The organism is Pelomonas dachongensis, from assembly GCF_043555865.1.
Taxonomy (GTDB): Bacteria; Pseudomonadota; Gammaproteobacteria; order Burkholderiales; family Burkholderiaceae_C; genus Pelomonas; species Pelomonas dachongensis.
Genome location: NZ_JBIGHY010000007.1, coordinates 61,114 through 78,833 on the forward strand (window position 1 = coordinate 61,114; position 17,720 = coordinate 78,833).

General features: G+C 70.8%; 18 protein-coding genes. 7 read left to right on the forward strand and 11 right to left on the reverse strand.

Features of this window, described 5'->3' with window-relative positions:
- Window positions 1-38 precede the first annotated feature (38 nt).
- From ACG02S_RS18535 to ACG02S_RS18550, 4 genes are read right to left on the reverse strand one after another with little or no spacing between them, the layout of a single operon-like run.
- On the reverse strand, window positions 39-2,066 hold the full coding sequence (locus tag ACG02S_RS18535) for a GDSL-type esterase/lipase family protein (protein WP_394471965.1): 2,028 nt from the start codon (window positions 2,064-2,066) through the stop codon (window positions 39-41).
- Window positions 2,060-2,725, reverse strand: coding sequence for an SDR family oxidoreductase (locus tag ACG02S_RS18540; protein WP_394471966.1), 666 nt, complete (start codon window positions 2,723-2,725; stop codon window positions 2,060-2,062). Before ACG02S_RS18540 ends, ACG02S_RS18535 begins: the two co-directional genes overlap by 7 nt.
- Window positions 2,722-3,351, reverse strand: a complete 630-nt coding sequence (locus ACG02S_RS18545; protein ID WP_394471967.1) for a LysE family translocator — start codon at window positions 3,349-3,351, stop codon at window positions 2,722-2,724. The genes ACG02S_RS18540 and ACG02S_RS18545 overlap by 4 nt, the downstream gene beginning before the upstream one ends.
- A gap of 2 nt (window positions 3,352-3,353) precedes the next feature.
- Complete coding sequence (locus tag ACG02S_RS18550; RefSeq protein ID WP_394471968.1) at window positions 3,354-4,532, reverse strand: acetyl-CoA C-acyltransferase; 1,179 nt, start codon at window positions 4,530-4,532, stop codon at window positions 3,354-3,356.
- Between the two features lie 59 nt (window positions 4,533-4,591).
- Here ACG02S_RS18550 and ACG02S_RS18555 point away from each other — a divergent pair, with 59 nt between their 5' ends.
- A complete protein-coding gene (locus tag ACG02S_RS18555) occupies window positions 4,592-5,110 on the forward strand; it encodes an MOSC domain-containing protein (protein ID WP_394471969.1) in 519 nt (172 codons plus the stop codon).
- 16 nt (window positions 5,111-5,126) lie between these two features.
- On the opposite strand, the gene ACG02S_RS18560 is transcribed toward ACG02S_RS18555, so the two are convergent.
- Window positions 5,127-5,975, reverse strand: coding sequence for an AraC family transcriptional regulator (locus ACG02S_RS18560; protein WP_394471970.1), 849 nt, complete (start codon window positions 5,973-5,975; stop codon window positions 5,127-5,129).
- Window positions 5,976-6,035: 60 nt separating this feature from the next.
- Between ACG02S_RS18560 and ACG02S_RS18565 the strand changes: the two genes are divergently transcribed.
- Window positions 6,036-7,406: a cytochrome P450 gene (locus ACG02S_RS18565; protein ID WP_394471971.1), complete on the forward strand. Its 1,371-nt coding sequence runs from the start codon at window positions 6,036-6,038 to the stop codon at window positions 7,404-7,406.
- Here ACG02S_RS18565 and ACG02S_RS18570 read toward each other — a convergent pair.
- Complete coding sequence (locus tag ACG02S_RS18570; protein ID WP_394471972.1) at window positions 7,375-7,626, reverse strand: DUF3297 family protein; 252 nt, start codon at window positions 7,624-7,626, stop codon at window positions 7,375-7,377. The genes ACG02S_RS18565 and ACG02S_RS18570 overlap by 32 nt on opposite strands.
- A 178-nt stretch (window positions 7,627-7,804) precedes the next feature.
- On the opposite strand from ACG02S_RS18570, the gene ACG02S_RS18575 reads away from it, so the two are divergent.
- The 3 genes from ACG02S_RS18575 (at window position 7,805) to ACG02S_RS18585 (ending at window position 11,492) form a co-directional block, all read left to right on the forward strand.
- Window positions 7,805-8,515, forward strand: a complete 711-nt coding sequence (locus ACG02S_RS18575; RefSeq protein ID WP_394471973.1) for a hypothetical protein — start codon at window positions 7,805-7,807, stop codon at window positions 8,513-8,515.
- 105 nt (window positions 8,516-8,620) lie between these two features.
- Window positions 8,621-10,051 carry a M16 family metallopeptidase gene (locus ACG02S_RS18580; protein ID WP_394471974.1) on the forward strand — a complete coding sequence of 477 codons (1,431 nt, stop codon included), beginning with the start codon at window positions 8,621-8,623 and terminating at the stop codon, window positions 10,049-10,051.
- Between the two features lie 16 nt (window positions 10,052-10,067).
- Window positions 10,068-11,492 carry a M16 family metallopeptidase gene (locus ACG02S_RS18585; protein ID WP_394471975.1) on the forward strand — a complete coding sequence of 475 codons (1,425 nt, stop codon included), beginning with the start codon at window positions 10,068-10,070 and terminating at the stop codon, window positions 11,490-11,492.
- 30 nt (window positions 11,493-11,522) lie between these two features.
- Here the strand turns inward: ACG02S_RS18585 and ACG02S_RS18590 are convergent, their stop codons facing one another.
- The 4 genes from ACG02S_RS18590 to ACG02S_RS18605 all read right to left on the reverse strand — a co-directional run bounded on the left by ACG02S_RS18590 (window position 11,523) and on the right by ACG02S_RS18605 (window position 14,477).
- On the reverse strand, window positions 11,523-11,882 hold the full coding sequence (locus ACG02S_RS18590) for an ankyrin repeat domain-containing protein (protein WP_394471976.1): 360 nt from the start codon (window positions 11,880-11,882) through the stop codon (window positions 11,523-11,525).
- 52 nt (window positions 11,883-11,934) lie between these two features.
- Entirely contained in the window at window positions 11,935-12,519 is a 585-nt protein-coding gene (locus tag ACG02S_RS18595; RefSeq protein ID WP_394471977.1) for a hemerythrin domain-containing protein, read from the reverse strand.
- A gap of 81 nt (window positions 12,520-12,600) precedes the next feature.
- The gene (gene can, locus ACG02S_RS18600; RefSeq protein WP_394471978.1) at window positions 12,601-13,275 is read right to left on the reverse strand and encodes a carbonate dehydratase; all 675 of its coding nucleotides are present in this window, start codon (window positions 13,273-13,275) and stop codon (window positions 12,601-12,603) included.
- Between the two features lie 23 nt (window positions 13,276-13,298).
- A complete protein-coding gene (locus ACG02S_RS18605; protein ID WP_394471979.1) occupies window positions 13,299-14,477 on the reverse strand; it encodes an isovaleryl-CoA dehydrogenase in 1,179 nt (392 codons plus the stop codon).
- A gap of 144 nt (window positions 14,478-14,621) precedes the next feature.
- On the opposite strand from ACG02S_RS18605, the gene ACG02S_RS18610 reads away from it, so the two are divergent.
- Window positions 14,622-15,638 carry a lytic transglycosylase domain-containing protein gene (locus ACG02S_RS18610; protein WP_394471980.1) on the forward strand — a complete coding sequence of 339 codons (1,017 nt, stop codon included), beginning with the start codon at window positions 14,622-14,624 and terminating at the stop codon, window positions 15,636-15,638.
- Between the two features lie 41 nt (window positions 15,639-15,679).
- A complete protein-coding gene (locus ACG02S_RS18615) occupies window positions 15,680-17,080 on the forward strand; it encodes a serine hydrolase domain-containing protein (protein ID WP_394471981.1) in 1,401 nt (466 codons plus the stop codon).
- Here the strand turns inward: ACG02S_RS18615 and ACG02S_RS18620 are convergent, their stop codons facing one another.
- The gene (locus ACG02S_RS18620) at window positions 17,081-17,686 is read right to left on the reverse strand and encodes an exopolysaccharide biosynthesis protein (protein ID WP_394471982.1); all 606 of its coding nucleotides are present in this window, start codon (window positions 17,684-17,686) and stop codon (window positions 17,081-17,083) included.
- Window positions 17,687-17,720 lie beyond the last annotated feature (34 nt).

Consider the following 17,720-nt stretch of genomic DNA (forward strand, 5'->3'; position numbering starts at 1 on the left):
TCCGGATGAACGGCGTCACTCGTCACCGCGCTGCGTGCTCAGGGCGACGCCTGTTGATTTTCGGCTTTGGGCGGCTGGGCCAGCACCCACATGAAGTAAAGCGCCTTCGCTGCCTTGGCGCGGCTGACCGTCTGGCGCGGCTCCAGCGCCCGGCCGTTAACCATGCGGCCCCGTGCAATGCCCTGTTCAGAACGGATCAGCCCCAGCTCGTAGGCCTGCTGCACCCGCGCCCGCAGCGCTGGCTCGACGTCTGCCGTGTCGACCAGCCCGGCCCATGGCCGCAGCGGGTAATACATCGCGCCGCGGTCGCCGCCGTCCAGGTTGGGGTCGTAGCCGGGCGCGCCGGGCACCACGGTGGCGCCGTTGTAGTCGGTCATGTAGGCCGGCCGGCTGCTGAAACGGGCCTCGTAGGCCTGCAGCAGCAGCACGGCCATGCGCTCGCGGGTCAGGGGTGCGCTGCCGGCGTCGACCGCGCCGGGCGGCAGGCGCAACAGCCGGGCCAGCGCCGTCGCGAAGCCGGCGGCGCCCATCGGCTGCTCGGAGTGGAAGCGGCGCTCGCCATCCGTGCTCAGCACGCCGAGCTGCAGCAGCTTCTCGATCTGGTTGCGGTAGTAGGCGCCGTCGCCGTCGACGATGTCGCGCGCGATCTCGGGGTAGACGGCCGTCCCGTCGCCTGCTGCCAGCGCCGCCCTGACGTCGGGCCGCAGCCAGCCCACCACGTCCGCCGCCGTGGCGTCGCCGCCCTGCGCCAGCCGCGCCAGCTCGGTGGCCACCAGGCGCGCGTACTGCTTGGACAGCGCCTCCTTGAAATGCGTGCCGTCGATCTTGTCGGCCGGATGGCCGTTGGCGTAGCTGCCGGTGTTGGTCTTGCCGGGGGTCTCGCCGGCCTCGATGGACATCACCATGGCCGTGATGGCGGCCGGCCCGGCCTGGTTGTAGTACGCGACGCTGCGCGCGTTCAGGTCCACCACCGGCACGCCCAGCTCGGCGCCCAGCCGGCGCAGCAGCGCAGGGAAGCGCCGCGTCTGGAACGAGTCCGCATACACCTCGCCGGCTTTGAGCGCGCCGGGCACCCGCGCCATCGGCGTCACCAGCACGGGGCGCAGGCCGCGCGCGCGCAGGGCCGGCAGGTAAACCTCGCGGACCAGCGCCTCCACCATGGCCTCGCTGCCGCCGCGGCCCCAGCGCAGCGTCTCGTCGGCGCTCTCGTCGTTGTGGCCGAACTGGATCAGCACCACATCGCCCACGCGGCCCGCCAGCAGCAGGTCGTTGAGCCGACCTTCGGCATAGGCGCTGCGCCAGGAGCGACCGCCCATCGCGTAGTTCTGCAGCCGCACCTGCTCGGCGTCGAACAACCGGGGCAACACCTGGCCCCAACCGCTCATGGGCGCCTCTTCGAAGGTGTAGCTCTTCATCGTCGAGTCGCCGAGCGTGAAGAGCGTGGGCCGCTCACCGGCCGGTCGCGGCGCGGGCGGCAGCGGCGTCAACCGGACCTCCTCCAGCCCCACGGCCTCGCCGGCGCGGCGCGGCTCCACCTCGATGTCGATGAAGCCGCGGCCGTTGACGTGGCGATAGTGCCAATCGCGGCCCTGCACCGTCATGCGATTGCGATGCGGCAGCAGGCTGGCGGCGTCCCAGAACGCGGTGGACAGCAGGCGGCTGGTCTGCAGGCCGCTGATGGACACGGTTGCCTTGTCGGCGCCCGTCGTGGTGCGCACGTGCACCGCGTAGGCTCCAGGCGGCGCCTGGATGCGGAAGGCAAGGCCGAAGCGGTTGGCATGCTCGCCCTCGGCGTCGACCGCCGTCTCGGTGAGCGTCGCGCCGGCATCGACGCTGCGCAGCGTCGACACGTGCACCACGCGCGGCGGCAGCGCACCGGTGCGCTCGACGAAGCCGTAGCCGGTGGCCGCATCGAAACGCGCCGCGGCGCCGTCGGCCGGCCAGCGCACGCTGACCGCGCCCGGCGCGGGTGCGGCGGCGAAGCTGTAGTGCAGCGGCGCGGCCGAGGCGACCAGGCTCAGCGCCGCTGCGGCGGCGGCCAACAGCCGCAGCAACCCCATCACCATGCCAGCCGCTGGCCGTCGTAGTTGAAGAAGCTGCCCGAATCGGCCGGCTTCACGGCAGCCAGCACCGTGCGCATGCCGGCGATGCTGGTGGCGGCGTCGATGTCGGCGCCCGCGCCGCCCATGTCGGTGCGCACCCAGCCAGGATGAAAGCTGATGACCGTCGCCTGACCCGCCAGCGCCAGCGCCGCGTCCTTCATGACGGAGTTGGCCGCCGCCTTCGACGCGCGATACAGCCAGTGGTCGGCGTTGCCGCGCAGCGCGATCGAGCCCATGCGCGACGACAGGATGGCCACGCGCGCACCAAGTGCCAGCGCCTCGGCGATCTGCGGCAGCAGCCGCATGGGGCCCAGCACGTTGGTGTGCATGACGGCGTCGAAGTCGGCCTCGGTGGGGGCCTGCAGGCCGGAGGTCGCGGGACCGAGCACGCCGGCGTTGATAACCACCACGTCGAAGCGCTCGCCGTCGACGAGCCAAGCCAGGCCGGACACGCTGGCCGCGTCGGCCACGTCCAGCTTCAGAGCGCGGGCACCATGCTCGCGCAGCCGCTCCAGCGCGGCCTCATCGCGTGCCGTGGCAGTGATGCGGGCGCCGGCCGTGCGGTACTGGCGCACGAACTCCAGGCCCAGGCCGCGGGAGGCGCCGATGATGAGGACATTCATGGTTTGGTGAGGGCCAGCTTGGCGGCCAGTGCAGTGAAGAGTCCGGCGCCGCCGAGGTTCAGGCCGCGCGCCACCCAGGGCCGCGGCTGCGCGCGGCGCAGCGGCATGACCAGGGCGATCAGCCCGAACAGGAACACGAAGCCCTGCACGATGAACCAGCCGCCCAGGAACAGGAAGGCCAGCGTCTTGTCCGGCGCATCCGCCGAGATGAACTGCGGCAGCAGCGCCAGGAAGAACAGCGCCACCTTGGGGTTCAGCGCATTGGTCAGGAAGCCCTGGCGCACCGTGCGCCACCAGGCCTCGGGCGCCTGCACCGGCGCCGTCGCCGACACCGGCCGCAAGCCGGCGCGGGCCATGCCCCAGGCCACGTACAGCAGGTAGGCCGCGCCAACCAGCTTGACCACCGTGAACGCCTCGGCCGACGTCGCCAGCAGTGCCGCGAGGCCGAACGCCGCGGCCAGCGTGTGAAGCACGCAGCCGCCCATGATCCCCACCGCCGCCGCCACGCCCTGGCGCCAGCCGCCACGCAGCGTGCTGGCCACCGTGTAGGCCATGTCGACGCCGGGTGTGGCGTTCAGCACGAAGACTGTGGCGGTGAACAGCAGCAGATCGTGGGTGCCGAGCATGTTCAGACCATTTCCAACGCCAGCGCCGTCGCCTCGCCGCCGCCGATGCACAGCGCGGCCAGGCCCTTCTTCAAGCCGCGCTTTTTCAGCGCGCCCAGCAGCGTGACGACGATTCGCGCGCCGCTGGCGCCGATGGGGTGGCCTAACGCGACCGCGCCGCCGTGCACGTTGACGATGTCGTGCGGCAGCTTGAAGTCGGCCATAGCGGCCATGGTCACGGCGGCGAAGGCCTCGTTGACCTCCCACAGGTCCACGTCGCCGGCCTGCCAGCCAGCCTTGGCCAGCACCTTCTGTATGGCGCCGGCGGGCGCGGTGCTGAACCACTCCGGCGCCTGCGCATGCACCGCATGGCCGACGATGCGGGCAATGGGCTGCAGGCCGCGCGCCTGGGCCGTGCTCTCACGCATCAACACCAGCGCGGCGGCGCCGTCGGAGATGCTGGACGAAGTGGCGGCAGTGATGGCGCCGTCCTTCTTGAACGCGGGCTTCAGCGTCGGGATCTTGTCCAGCTTGGCCTTGAAGGGCTGCTCGTCGAACTTGATGACGGTGTCACCCTTGGGGCCGTTGATGGTCACCGGCGCCATCTCCCAGTCGAAGCTGCCGTCCTCGTTGGCGGCCTTGGCGCGCTGCGTGGACGCGATGGCGTATTGGTCCATGGCCTCGCGGCTGAAACCGTACTTGGCCACGCAGCTTTCAGCGAACACGCCCATGGCCTTGCCGCGCTCGTAGGCGTCTTCCAGGCCGTCCAGCGCCATGTGGTCGAACACGGCGGAGGCGCCGAACTTGATGCCCTTGCGCGCGAACATCAGGTGCGGCGCGTTGGTCATGCTCTCCATGCCGCCGGCCACCATGACCTCGGCGGAACCAGCCGCGAGCATGTCGTGCGCGAACATCATCGTGCGCATGCCGGAGCCGCACATCTTGCTCAGGGTGACGGCGCCGGCCGAGTCCGGCAGGCCGGCCTTGCGCAGCGCCTGGCGGGCGGGCGCCTGGCCCTGGCCGGCCATCAGGCAGTTGCCCATCAGCACTTCATTGATGGCATCACCCGGGACGCCTGCGCGCTCGACGGCGGCGCGGATGGCAACCGCCCCCAGCTCCCAGCCGGCCAGGCCAGCGAAATCGCCGAGCAGGCCGCCGATGGGCGTGCGGGCGGCGGACACGATGACAACAGCGTCAGACATGAGGTGTCTCCTGTGATGGTGCAATGCATCATTCTCTGACTTTTGCGCCGCCCCCACCCATGCCCCAGGATCTGCGCGACCTCTCCCGCCAGTTCGCCACGCCCGGCCGGCTGGAAGCCATCTACCTGCGGCCCGGCCGGCGCCTGCCGGTGCTCACCGAGGCGACCGCCATGACGCTGGAAGGCCTTGGCTTGGTGGGTGACCGCAGCAGCACCAGCCGCGGCGGTGGCAAGCGCCAGGTGACGCTGATCCAGGCTGAGCACCTGCCGGTGATTGCCGCCCTCAGCGGCCGGTCGGGCCAGGTGCTGGACGCCGCCCTGCTGCGCCGCAACCTGCTGGTGTCGGGCCTCAACCTGCTGGCGGCGCGGGCGCTGTTCGCTGACAACCCGCTGGTGCTGGCCCTGGGCGACGAGGTGCGGCTGCAGGTGACCGGCCCGGCCGAGCCCTGCTCCCGCATGGAGGAGCTGCTCGGCCCCGGCGGCTACAACGCCATGCGCGGGCACGGCGGCATGACGGCGCGGGTGCTGCGCGGCGGGCGCCTGGCGGTGGGCATGAAGGTGACGGTGCTGCCCGGCTGACAGCGCCAAGCTGGTCTCAGCGCCAGAGCCGGTAGGCCCAGAAGGCTTCTTCGGTCTGGATGCGGCGGCGCAGGTCTTCCGGGCTCAAGCCGGTCAGCCGGCGCGTTTCGCGGCAGAGGTGGCTCTGGTCGGCGTAGTCGTTGTCGGCGGCGATCTCCGCCCAGTTCACGCCGCCGCGGCCTTCCGCGGCAGCCACCGCATAAAAGGCACTCTCCGCCCGGCTGACGGCGCGCAGCTCGCGCAACGGCAGGCCGGCCCAGGCCTTGATGCGGCGCTCCAGCTGGCGCAGGCTGCGGCCTGCCGCGCTGGTGGCCGCACGCACGGTCAACGCCTCGCGCCACGCGGCGTAACGGTGCCCCGGCTGCTGCGTGCCCAGCGCCTGCCAGCGCGGCGCCAGGAAGGCTTCGAGCAGCTGTAGCCGCGCCGCATCGTCCCCGGCGCAAGACATCGCTTCGGCCCACGCGCGCCAGTCCGTCGGCAGCAGTGCCCGCGGGTCGACGATCCGGTTGACATGGGCGTCCAACGCAATACCCGTCAGCGCGGTGAACGCGTCTGGCAGCATCAGCAGCTTGAATGCCGCCATCGCTCCCACGTTGCGCGTGTGCGTGGGCCGCGTGAAGGGGCCGCCGAGCATGAACGGTGCCGGGCGCAGGTCCGGCATCGGCACCGAGAAGCCAGGCGCTGCGAGCCACTCGATACCGCCTTCAGAAAACCAGAACAGCTGCACCAGCGGCGTCGCAGGGAAGTAGTTCTCGCGCTCCGCAACGCTCAGCACACGGCCCCGCGTGTCGCGCAGCATCACGCCGCGCACGCAGCCGGCCAGGGTCAGCGGCGGGAGCCAGAGCCGGGTGCCTGCGTCGTCCATGGCGCGGCAGTGTCGCATTCGTTCAAGACCTCGGGCGCCGGGAAGGCGCAGCATGCAGGCATGACTGCTCTGAGCTGGAACGATCTCCCAAGCCATCACCACCGCTGGTGGGGCCTGCCCGTGCTGATGGCGATGCGGCGCGACTACCTGGCCGTCGTCGCGGCACAGCGCCCGCTCGGCGATCTGGTGACGCAGCGCATCCTCGGCGAGCGCAGCGTGGACGTCTTCGATCCCGAGCTGCTGCGCGCCGTCATGGTGGACAACGCCGACGCGCTGGTTCGCTGGCAACGCGGACCCGAGGTGTTCGCCGAGCTGATGGGCCAGTCGGTGCTCGTTACCGAGGGCGCCACCTGGCAGCGCCAGCGCCGCATGCTGATGCCGGCCTTTTCCCCGAAGCGCGTCGCCGGCTACGCGGCGCTGATGACCGAGGCCGCCGTGCAGGGGCTGGACGCCGTTCGCCCCGGCGAGGTGGCCATGGACGCCCTCTTCAGCCACCTGACGATGGACGTCATCTCGCGCACGCTGTTCAGCACGCCCATCGGCAGCGACACGGCCGCGGCAGCCCACGCCGTGCAGGTGCTCAGCGAGACGGCGTTGGCCGAGATGTTCTGGCCCTTCACTCTGCCCGACTGGCTTCCCCTGCCGGGCAAGGCCGCCAAGCGCCGGGCCGGCAGGTTGCTGCACGGGCTGCTGGGCGGGCACATCGCCGCGCGCCACACGGCGGGCGATGACGGCAAGACCGACCTGCTCGGCATGCTGAAGGCACTGCGCGACGAGACGACCGGCGAGGCGCTGTCGCCGCAGGAGGTGTACGACCAGTGCATGGTCAGCTTCCAGGCCGGCCACGAGACCAGCGCGACGGCGCTGCTGTGGTGGAGCTGGCTGCTGGCCGCCCACCCCGAGGCCCAGGCCCGAGTGCATGCCGAAGTGGACACGGTGCTGGCCGGCCGCGTACCGACGCCCGACGACGCCGCTGCCCTGCCCTATCTGAGCGCCACGCTGAAGGAAGCGATGCGCCTGTACCCGCCGGTGGCGGCCCTGATGACGCGGCGGCTGAAGCGCGACATCAGCGTTGGCGGCGTGCGCCTTCCGGCGCGCACGCTCGTGCGCGTGACTCCCTGGCTGCTGCACCGCGACCCACGCTGGTGGCCGGACGCACCTCTGGGCTTCAAGCCCGAGCGCTTCCTGCCCGGGGCCGCACATGAGATTCCGCGTGGCGCCTACATCCCCTTCGGCATCGGCCCGCGCGTGTGCCTGGGCCAGCACTTCGCGGTGCTGGAGATGACGCTGATTGCGGCGCTGCTGCTACAGCGCTTCGAGCTGGCCCCGGTCGGCACCGAAGCGCCGAAGCCGCGCATGGCGGTCACGCTGCGGCCGGAGAAGGGCCTGAGGTTGACGCTTATCGGTAGAACGCCTCGACGGCGCCCTTGAGCTTGATGCACAGCGGCCGGCCCTTGCGGTCCAGCGTCTTGCCGGCGGGCACCTTCACCCAGCCTTCGCTGATGCAGTACTCCTCGACGTCGTTGCGCTCCTTGCCGTTGAAGCGGATGCCGATGTCGTGCTCGAACACGGCGGCGACGTGGTGGGGGCTGCGCGGGTCCACGCTGAGGTGGTCGGGCAGTTCGGGGCGGACGGCAGCGGTATCGGACATGGCTGTTCGGGTGCGGTGAAGCGGGGCGCGCATTGTCGGGGATGCGCCGCGACGGCCCGGCGACCGCCCGGCAGGCACAAACAATCAGCAGACGGATCGGCGAGGTGATGATTCACCGGGATAACTCGTTAGGCTCCGGCCCACGCCGGCAGTGACAGCCAGCCCACAAGGAGACCGAATGACGAAGATGTTCCTCGCCGGCCTGGCAGCGCTGCTGCTGGCCGGGTACGCACAGGCGCAGCCGACAGAGCCGGTCTGCCAGGTGAATCCACCCAAGGTGCCCTCCGTGGAATGGCGCGGCCAGGCGGCCTACCAGGCCAGGGCCGAGGTCCGCGGGGGTCGAGTCACGAAGTTGGAGATCAGGTCGCTGACCGGCGGCGTGGACCGGCGGTCGCAACGTGCCTTGATCACGGCCATCGAGCACGCTCTACGCGGCGCCCGCTGCCAGCAGGGCGACCATGTGTTCGAGCAACGCTTCGATTTCGATGTGCGCTCGCAGGGCCAGGCCGGGCAGCCACCCACCACGCTCGCTGCCGAAGACGGCAAGCCGCAGGGCCCGGGCGAGCGGCCCATCGTCGCCCGACCGATGCCGGACTGGAAGCCCGTGCTGGTGCCCGACACCTGCGAGGTGCCGACCCCGGCGCTGCCGGCCGCCGCCGCCAGTTCGGCTTGGCGTGGCAAGGCGGCCTATCGCTCACAGGCGGATTTCCGGGACGGGCGCCTGCTGACCGTGCGCACCCGCGCCGTCACGGCGCCGAACGACCCCGCGCTCCACAGCGCGCTGTTTCGCGCCGTGTCCGATGCAATGATGGCTGCGCAATGTCCGGCGGACACGCCGCTGGTGGAGCGGAGTTTCGACTTCGATCTGAGCGGCGACACCGCACGCTGAACACGTGGCGCCCCGCGGCTGCGGTCTAGGGACAAGCCCGGCGTGCCCTTCGGCACGCCGGCGCATCCGGGCGACACTGCGCGCCGTTCCCGCACAGGAGACCCCATGTTGAAGACCACCCGCCGCGCGGTGCTGGGCGCCATCAGCGCCGCCACGCTCGCGCTTGCCCTCAGCCCCGCCGCGGCCGCACCCCAGGCCGACCGCTGGCAGATCCCCGTCCACACCAAGCAACTGGCCAACGGCCTGACGGTCGTCATCTCGCCCGACGCCAGCAGCCCCACAGTGGGTGTCAGCGTCGTCTACAAGGTGGGCATGCGGCTGGAGCCGAAGAACCGCACCGGCTTCGCGCACCTGTTCGAGCACCTGATGTTCCAGGGCACACCCAAGGCGCCCAAGGGCGTGTTCGACCAGGTCATCACGTCCGGGGGCGGCAACAACAACGGCTCGACCCGGCCCGACTTCACCAACTACATCGAGACCGCGCCGTCGTCGGCGCTGGAATCCATGCTGTGGCTGGAAGCCGACCGCATGACGACGCTGGACTTCAACCCCACGACGCTGAAGAACCAGCAGGACGTGGTGAAGGAGGAGATCCGCGTCAACGTGCAGAACCAGCCCTATGGCGGCTTCATGTGGCTGGACATCTCCGCGCTGGCCTTCGACAAGTGGGAAAACGCGCACGATGGCTACGGCAGCTTCGTCGATCTGGAGAACGCCAACCTGGACGACGTGCGCGCCTTCCACCGCGACTTCTACGGCCCTAACAACGCCGTGCTGTCCATCGCCGGCGACGTGACGCCGGCCCAGGGCTTTGCGCTGGCCGAGAAGTACTTCGGCAAGATTGCCGCGCGCCCCACCCCCAAGCCCAGCGACTTCCGCGAGGGCCTGAACACGAAGGAACGCCGCCTGACGCAGCCCGACAAGCTCGCCCAGGTGCCGGCCATCGCCGCCGCGTGGAAGCTGCCCGACCGCGGCAGCAAGGATCAGGCCCCGTTTGCCGTGCTGGGCCAGCTGCTGGCCGGTGGCGACGCGTCGCGCCTGTACCAGGGCCTCGTGAAGGGCCGCGAGCTAGCGCTGAACGTGGACTCGCTGTACGGCCTGACCGGCGTATGGGAGTACGACGGCCCCAGCCTGTTCACCGTGTTCGCGCTGTACAAGCCCAACACCACGGCCGATGCGCTGCTGGCCGGCATGGACGAAGAGATCGCCCGCGTCGTCAAGGACGGCGTGGACGCGGCGACGCTGAAGAACCTGAAGACCGCGCTGCTGGCCGATTGGTACAACGGCGCGGAGATGTTCCTGAACCGCGCCGACCGCCTGGCCAAGCTGCAGGCGCTGTGGGGCGATGCCACGGTCATCAACAAGGTGCCGGGCTGGATCGACGCCGTCACGTCGGCGGACGTGCAGCGCGTGGCCGCCACCTATCTGACCACCGCCAACCGTTCGGTCATCGACCGCAAGCCCGCCGCGATGCTGGCACCGCCGGCCGCCGCCGCGTCCGCCAACCAGCCGGCCCCGTCGGCATCCCAACCCTGACGCCGGAGCCGACGACATGAAGAACATCAACGCTTCCTTCCGCCTCGGTTTCATCGCCGCCGCCGTGCTGCTGGCCGGTGCCGTGCAGGCGGCCACCGCCAAGATGCCCGCCGAGCTGCCGCCCTTCGGCCAGGACAAGCCGCTGGCGGTCCCGAAGATCACCCAGCAGACGCTGCCCAACGGCCTGCAGGTCTGGGTCGTGCCGCGCACCGGCATACCGCGCGTGGACTTCGTGCTGGCCGTGCGCGGTGCCGGCTTCGGTGCCGACGCGGCCGACGCACCCGGCCGTGCCAAGCTGTTGGCCGGCCTGCTGTCCGAAGGCACCACCACCCGCAGTTCCAAACAGATCGCGGAGGCCGCGCAGGCCATGGGTGGCGGCGTCGGCGCGGGTGCCAGCAACGACGGCATCAGCGTCTACGGCAATGCACTGGCCTCGCACGCCGCCGGCATGGCGCAGCTGCTGGCCGACGTGGTCCGCCGCCCGGCCTTCCCGGAGAGCGAGGTGCAACTGGCCAAGACCAACGCCCTGCAAGGCCTGAAGGCCAGCAGCACGCAGCCCGCCTTCCGCGCCGCCAAGGCGCTGGACGGCGCGATCTACGGCACCCATGCCTACGGCCGCACGCAGGAGACCGAGGCCGCCATCCAGGCGGTGACGGCCGAGGGCCTGCGCGCCGAGCATGCCCGGCGCCTGCGCCCCGACCATGCGCTGCTGGTCATCACCGGCCGCATCACGTCCGAGCAGGCGCTGAAGCTGGCGCGCGACGCCTTCGGCGACTGGAAGCCCACGGGAGACGCCGTGCCCGCACTGCCCGCGCCCGCCGCCACTGCGCCGGTGCAACGCCTGCTGCTGGAACGCCCCGGCAGCGTGCAAGCCACGCTGCGCCTGGGCCGCCCCGGCATGGCCGCCAGCGGTGACGAACAGGTCGCGCTGCGCCTGGCCAGCACGGTCATCGGCACGGGCTTTTCCAGCCGGCTGAACCAGAACCTGCGCGAGGAAAAGGGCTACACCTACGGCGCCCGCGCCGGCGGCCAGTCCTGGCGCGTGGGCGGTGCCATCACCGGTGGCGCGGACGTGCGCAACGAAGTGACGGCCGCCGCGATGACCGAGTACGTCAAGGAGTACCGCCGCCTGGGTGCCGAGCCCGTACCCGAGGCCGAGCTGGCGATGAACAAGCGCTACATGGCCGGCAGCTACCTCGTCAGCACGCAGCTGCAGGGCTCGCTGGGCCGCCAGTTGGCCAACAACTGGCTGGTGGGTCTGCCGGCCGAGTTCCTGGGCAACTTCGTACCGGCGCTGCAGAAGGTCACCGCCGCGCAGGTGCAGGCGGTCGGCAAGAAGTACTTCAATCCGGACGAGCAGAGCTGGGTGGTGGTGGGCGACCCGGTCCAGATCGCCGAGCAGCTGAAGGCTTTCGGCGAGTTTGCGACGGTCAAGCCCTGAACGAGCGCGGGTGCGGGCGCCGGTGCGGCTTCAGGCCGCGCTGCGTGCCAGCAGCCGCTGCAGCCAGCTAGTCGGCTGCGGCGGCACCGGGGGCCGCGGGATGCCCAGCGCATGCAGACGGTCCTCGACCGCTGTGAGGCCGGCACGGCGCGCCGCCTGCATCGGTGTGGCGCCGTCGAACTCCGACGGCAGGCTCGCGATGGCGCCGTTTTCCAGCAGGTACAGCGCCACCGCCTCCTGGCCCGCCAGGATGGCGCCCACCAGCGGCGTGGACAGGAACTCCGGGTGGGCGTAGTTGACGTCCACGCCAGCCCTGACGTGGTACTGCACCAGCGGCAGGTCGCCGTCGCAGCCGGCGTTGAACATCTCTTTCCAGTCTCCGCCTGACATGTGGCCGCCTCCGTGGTGGTTGGTGGTGGACGGCGACTCTAGCGTGCGCCGCTCAGCGCGTGCGCCGCGGCTCGCTCTTGCCGCGCAGTTGCGCACCGGCCCTGGCGTTGCCGCGAGTCGACGGCCTGTCGGCCGCCACCTTCGCCGGCTTGACCAGACCGGTCGCGTCGGAAACCGCCACCGTCTGGAATTCGGCGGCGTAGTGCTTGCGCATGCGCACGATCTCGCGCTTGTATTTGCTGCCGAGTTGCTGCTTCTTCGTGTCCGACAGCAGCCGGCCGGCGACGTGGAAGAACTTGGTTTCCTCTTCCTTCAGATGGTGACGCACCTTGAAGCTCAGCTGCTTGGCCGTCGCGATCCAGCCGTCCTGCTGCTTGTTGCGCACGGACAGGTCTTCCAGCAGCTCATCCACCTGGTGGTGCTCGTGCAGCGCATGGCGCGACGAGTCCAGCCCGCCGTCTTCCATCAGCAGCGGCACGTACAGGAAACGCTCCTCGGCCGCCGCGTGCGCCATCAGCTCGACCTTCAACTGCAGGAACAGGAGTTGCCTGGCTGCCATGTCGCCGCGCGAGGCGGTGAGCTTGCGGCACAGGTCGCGTTGCAGGTCGTGGCTTTCGCGGATGGCGTCGAAGATCATCGGGTCGTCCCAGGGCAGCGGTTACTGCCAGCGATTGTGTTGGCCGGTGCGGCGCGCGGCTGTCGGACGAAACCGCTTCGCTCAGCCAGCCGATGAGTAGCGCTGCTTCACGTTGGCCAGCGCGCGCCGGTAGGCGGGCTCCACGTCGTCGGCGCTGCCTGCCGTGAGTGCCAGATCTTCCAGCAGACCGTTGTGCAGGCCGTAGACCCAACCGTGCACCACCACCGCCTGGCCGCGCGACCAGGCATCCTGCACGACGGTGGTGTGGCAGGCGTTGCGGGCCTGCTCCACCACGTTCAGCTCGCACAGCGCGTCCACGCGCTGGAGCTCGGGCACACCGTCCAGCCAGTCCTGGTGCATGCGGCGCACGTCCTGGACATGGCGAATCCAGTTCTCCACCAGACCCACGCGCGAGTCGTACAGCGCCGCGCGCACGCCGCCGCAGTTGCTGTGGCCCACCACGATGATGTGGCGCACCTTCAGGTGGTCGACCGCGAACTGCATGACAGACAGCGCGTTCAGGTCCGAGTGCACGACGACGTTGGCCACGTTGCGGTGCACGAACAGCTCACCCGGCAGCAGGTCGACCAGTTCGTTGGCGGGCACGCGGCTGTCGGCGCAGCCGATCCACAAGTACTGCGGCGTCTGCTGCTTCAGCAGCCGCGAGAAGAAGCCCGGCTCCCTGGCCTCGGTTTCAGCGGCCCAGCGCTTGTTGTTGTCGAGAAGATCGCGGAGGGTGTGATGGGTGGTGGTCATGCCGCCATTTTCTCAGGCCGGAGTTACATCGTCTCTGCAAACAGCTCCCGGCCGATCAGCATGCGGCGGATCTCGCTGGTGCCGGCGCCGATCTCATACAGCTTCGCATCGCGCCACAGCCGGCCCAGCGGATATTCGTTGATGTAGCCGTTGCCGCCGAAGATCTGCACGCCCTCGCCGGCCATCCACGTGGCCTTCTCGGCCGTCCACAGGATGACGCTGGCGCAATCCTTGCGCACCTGGCGCACATGCTCGGCGCCCAGCATGTCGAGGTTCTTGGCCACCGTGTAAGCAAAGCTGCGGGCAGCCTGCAGCACGGTGTACATGTCGGCCACCTTGCCCTGGATGAGCTGGAACTCGCCGATGCTCTGGCCGAACTGCTTGCGGTCGTGGATGTAGGGCACGACGTTGTCCATCACGCTCTGCATGATGCCGAGCGGCCCGCCGGTCAGCACCGCGCGCTCGTAGTCCAGGCCCGACATCAGCACCTTGGCGCCACCGTTCACAGCGCCCAGCACGTTCTCGGCCGGCACCTCGACGTTGTCAAACACCAGCTCGCCGGTGTGCGAGCCGCGCATGCCCAGCTTGTCCAGCTTCTGCGCGATGCTGAAACCCTTCATGCCCTTCTCGATGAGGAAGGCCGTCACGCCGCGCGCGCCCAGCTCGGGGTCGGTCTTCGCATACACCACCAGCGTGTCGGCGTCGGGGCCATTGGTGATCCACATCTTGCTGCCGTTGAGCAGGTAGACGCCGCCCTTGTCTTCGGCCTTGAGCTTCATCGACAGCACGTCCGAACCCGCGCCCGGCTCGCTCATCGCCAGCGCGCCCACATGCTCGCCGCTGATCAGCTTGGGCAGGTACTTGGCACGCTGCGCGTCGTTGCCGTTGCGCTTGATCTGGTTCACGCACAGGTTGCTGTGCGCGCCGTAGCTCAGGCCCACCGACGCGCTCGCGCGGCTGATCTCTTCCATCGCGATCATGTGGGCCAGGTAGCCCATGTCCGCGCCGCCGTACTGCTCGGGCACGGTGATGCCCAGCACGCCTAAAGCGCCCATCTTGCGCCACAGGTCCATCGGGAACTGGTCGCTGCGGTCGATCTCGGCGGCGCGGGGCGCGATCTCCTCGTCCGCGAACGCGCGCACCGCGTCCCGCAGCGCGTCGATGTCTTCGCCGAGTTGGAAGTTCAGGCCGGGCAGATTCATGGTCGTGGTCTCCTGGGGGCCGGGCCTGCACCGCGGGTAGCGGCGCGGCCGGCGCGCTTTGATTGACGTGAACGTCAACTGTAGCAAGCGGTCCGGCAGGCCACCGCTAGACTCGCGGCCCGCCTTCGTCGCTCCATCCGCCTCGTGAGACCCCTGCTTCTGGCGCTGCTGTGCGCGCCGCTCATCGCCCTGGCGCAGTCGGCCGCGCCCACGCTGACGCTGGAGCAGCTGCCGCGCCCGACGATGCCGCCCGGCGAGCGCGGCCCGGTGGTGCCTGCGCAGGTGGAGCGCTGGCGCCAGGAGGCCAAGGCTCTGGAGTACGGTGACGGCCTGCCCCGCAACGAAGTGGCCGCGGCGAAGCTGTATTGCCGCGCGGCCCGCTATGGCGACGCCGAGGCCCAGTACAGCCTGGGCTGGATGCTGACCAATGCGCGTGGCATCCAGCGCAACGACGCGGAGGCCGCGCACATGTTCGCCGCAGCCGCCGAGCAGGGCATGCAGCAGGCGCAGAACATCCTGGACCGCCTGGGCGGCACGCCGCTGGGCGACCCACCGCCCTGCCTGCGCCCGCCCGAGATGGACCCCGAGCCGGTGGCCACACCGTTGCCCGCCCGGGGCGCCCGGCCGCCGTCGCCGGTCTCGCTGTGGGCCACGTTGCCGTTGCCGGCCAACGCGCCGCCGGCGCTCGTCAACTACGTGAAGCTGATGGCGCCCGAGTACCAGCTGTCGCCGGCGCTGGTGCTGGCGCTGATGGCGGCCGAGTCCAACTTCGACCCCGGCGCCGAGTCGCCCAAGAAGGCCATGGGCCTGATGCAGCTGATGCCCGACACGGCCACGCGCTTTCGCGTCACGCGCATCACCGACCCGGCACAGAACATCCGCGGCGGCATGGCCTACCTGCGCTGGCTGCTGGCCTATTTCGAAGGCGACGTGATGCTGGCGCTGGCCGGCTACAACGCCGGCGAAGGCGCCGTGGACCGGTACCTGGGCGTGCCGCCCTATGCCGAGACGCGGCTGTACGTGCGCAAGATCATGGCGGCCGTAGGTGGCCAGCGGATGCACCCTTTCGACGCCAGCGTGACGCCCGCGTCTCCCATGCTGACGCGCGTGAAGGCACGTATGCAGGCCATCCAGGGCGGCCTCGCCAACCCGCAGCGTTGACTTTCGGCACGCGTGCCGGCGCTGCGCAGAATGCCGTCACCATGCGAACACCCCTCACGCTGATCTGTCTGGCCGCCGCGCAGGCCGTGGCTGCCGCGCCGACACCCGAGCGCCACGCCCAGGCGCTGCTCGACGCGATGCGCGACGCCGCGGCCGTGCCCGGCATGTCAGCCGCCATCTGGCAAGGCGGCCGCATGCGTTGGCAGGGCAGCAGCGGCTGGCGCGACGTCGAGCACCAGCTGCCGGTGCAGGCCGGCACGCGCTTTCGCCTGGCCAGTGTGTCCAAGCTGTTTGCCGTGACGATGGCCGCGCAACTGCGCGCCGAAGGCAAGCTGGACGCCGACCAGCCGGTGGGCGCGTTGCTGCCTGGGCTGGACACGGCCATTGCCGCGCTGACCCCGCGCCAGCTGGCTGCACACCTCAGCGGCATGCCGCACTACGAATGGCGCGACGTGACGCGCGGCCACACCCACCACGCCAAGGCGCGCGACGCGCTGGTGCACATGAAGGGCCGTGAACTGGTCGCCACCCCAGGCAGCCGCTACCTGTACTCGTCGTGGGGCTACACGCTGCTGGGCGCCGCCGCCGAGGCCGCGGCCGGCCAGCCCTACCTGGACCGGCTGCACAGCCGCGTCGCGCCGGGGCTGGACATCGGGCCCGACGAGACCGGCACGTCGGCCACGATGTCCGGGGCCTACGAGTACGCCAACGGCGGCGTGCAGCCCGCGCCGGCCCACGACTTCAGCTACAGCTGGGGCGGTGCCGGCCTCGCCGCCAGCGCACCGGCCTTGGCGGAATGGGGCAGCCGCGTGCTGCAGGGCCGCGTGGTGGACGCCGCCACGCGCGACTGGATGTGGCAGCCGACGCTCAACAACGCCGGCCAGCCGGTGACGAGTGGCAACTCCACGCTCGGCTTCGGCTGGCGGCTGGGCGTCGATGCGCAAGGACTGCGCATCGTCCACCACGCCGGCAGCGCGCTGGGCGCACGCAGCGTGCTGCTGCTGTGGCCGCAGGCCGACACCAGCGTCAGCCTGCTGTCGAATGTGATGTGGACCTCGTCCATCGAACGCAGCGCCGAGCTGTTGAGCGCACCGTTCCGCGCACCGCTGCCGGACCTCCCGCCCCGCGCCTGCCCGGTGAAGACTACCGGCTTCGACGCCGAACTGGACGGCGCGCCGCTGCAGGGCCGCGCGCGCTTCCGCGTCGACGAGGACGGGCTGTGCCGCGGCGAGCTGGGTCTGCCGGCCGTTCTGGCCAAGGTCGTCAACCAGGGGCCGCAGCCGCCGGCCGATCAATTGGTCGTCATCGGCCTGCAGGGCGGCCTCGCCCGCGCGGCGCTGGCCTCGCCCATCGGGCTGTCCGACTGGCAGGCGCAGGCCGACGGCAGCTTCCGCGTGGACGGCGTGGCGGGACGCAAACTGGTGGTGCGCCTGACGCCGTAGTCAGGCCAGCCCCACCCAGGCCAGCAGCGTCGCGCCCGCCTGCCAGCCCAGCGCCATCAAGCCGGCCGAGGCCGCCAGCGCGCCGGCGCCCACGCCGAGCGACGCCAGCATCAGCGCCCCGTCGCGCGCAGCCAGCGCCACGCCGGCCAGCATCAGCGCCACCGCCGGCAGCACGTTGCCGAACGGGATGGGCAGAAAGATCAGCACCGCCATCAGCAACGTCATCGGCCCCAGCCACCAGCGGGCATGCGGGCCGGCCAGCGAGGTCATGCGCGGGCGCGTCAGGCGGTAGATGAAGTCGTAGAAGCGCGCCAGCAGCGCCAGGCTGCGTGACGCGCCCTCGCGCGGCAGGCTCAGGCGCCCCAGGCGCGGCGGCATGTCGGCGCAGTGGGCGCCGCACATGAGAATGCCCAGCAGCGCCAGACCCACGCTGAGCACGCTGCCCACCCCCGGGATGGGCAGCAGGCAGGGCGCCGCCAGCAACACCAGCAGGCTGGCCTGCCAGGCGCCGCCATGCGCCTCGGCCAGCGCCGCCAGCGGCACCGGGCCCGGCGGCAGCCGGCCGGCGGTGTCGCGCAGCCGGGAGGCCAGGTCACGCGTGCTCACGCTGTGCCCCTTTGCATCTGCGGGCCGAACGCCG

What these genes read in the sequence shown, in the direction of transcription:
- ACG02S_RS18575 (WP_394471973.1), top strand. Translation starts at nt 7,805, where the DNA reads ATGACGAAGATGTTCCTCGCCGGCCTGGCAGCGCTGCTGCTGGCCGGG.
- ACG02S_RS18550 (WP_394471968.1), bottom strand. Translation starts at nt 4,532, where the DNA reads ATGTCTGACGCTGTTGTCATCGTGTCCGCCGCCCGCACGCCCATCGGC.
- ACG02S_RS18585 (WP_394471975.1), top strand. Translation starts at nt 10,068, where the DNA reads ATGAAGAACATCAACGCTTCCTTCCGCCTCGGTTTCATCGCCGCCGCC.
- ACG02S_RS18560 (WP_394471970.1), bottom strand. Translation starts at nt 5,975, where the DNA reads ATGGACGACGCAGGCACCCGGCTCTGGCTCCCGCCGCTGACCCTGGCC.
- ACG02S_RS18590 (WP_394471976.1), bottom strand. Translation starts at nt 11,882, where the DNA reads ATGTCAGGCGGAGACTGGAAAGAGATGTTCAACGCCGGCTGCGACGGC.
- ACG02S_RS18570 (WP_394471972.1), bottom strand. Translation starts at nt 7,626, where the DNA reads ATGTCCGATACCGCTGCCGTCCGCCCCGAACTGCCCGACCACCTCAGC.
- ACG02S_RS18545 (WP_394471967.1), bottom strand. Translation starts at nt 3,351, where the DNA reads ATGCTCGGCACCCACGATCTGCTGCTGTTCACCGCCACAGTCTTCGTG.
- ACG02S_RS18605 (WP_394471979.1), bottom strand. Translation starts at nt 14,477, where the DNA reads ATGAATCTGCCCGGCCTGAACTTCCAACTCGGCGAAGACATCGACGCG.
- can (WP_394471978.1), bottom strand. Translation starts at nt 13,275, where the DNA reads ATGACCACCACCCATCACACCCTCCGCGATCTTCTCGACAACAACAAG.
- ACG02S_RS18565 (WP_394471971.1), top strand. Translation starts at nt 6,036, where the DNA reads ATGACTGCTCTGAGCTGGAACGATCTCCCAAGCCATCACCACCGCTGG.
- ACG02S_RS18555 (WP_394471969.1), top strand. Translation starts at nt 4,592, where the DNA reads ATGCCCCAGGATCTGCGCGACCTCTCCCGCCAGTTCGCCACGCCCGGC.
- ACG02S_RS18580 (WP_394471974.1), top strand. Translation starts at nt 8,621, where the DNA reads ATGTTGAAGACCACCCGCCGCGCGGTGCTGGGCGCCATCAGCGCCGCC.
- ACG02S_RS18615 (WP_394471981.1), top strand. Translation starts at nt 15,680, where the DNA reads ATGCGAACACCCCTCACGCTGATCTGTCTGGCCGCCGCGCAGGCCGTG.
- ACG02S_RS18540 (WP_394471966.1), bottom strand. Translation starts at nt 2,725, where the DNA reads ATGAATGTCCTCATCATCGGCGCCTCCCGCGGCCTGGGCCTGGAGTTC.
- ACG02S_RS18595 (WP_394471977.1), bottom strand. Translation starts at nt 12,519, where the DNA reads ATGATCTTCGACGCCATCCGCGAAAGCCACGACCTGCAACGCGACCTG.
- ACG02S_RS18535 (WP_394471965.1), bottom strand. Translation starts at nt 2,066, where the DNA reads ATGGTGATGGGGTTGCTGCGGCTGTTGGCCGCCGCCGCAGCGGCGCTG.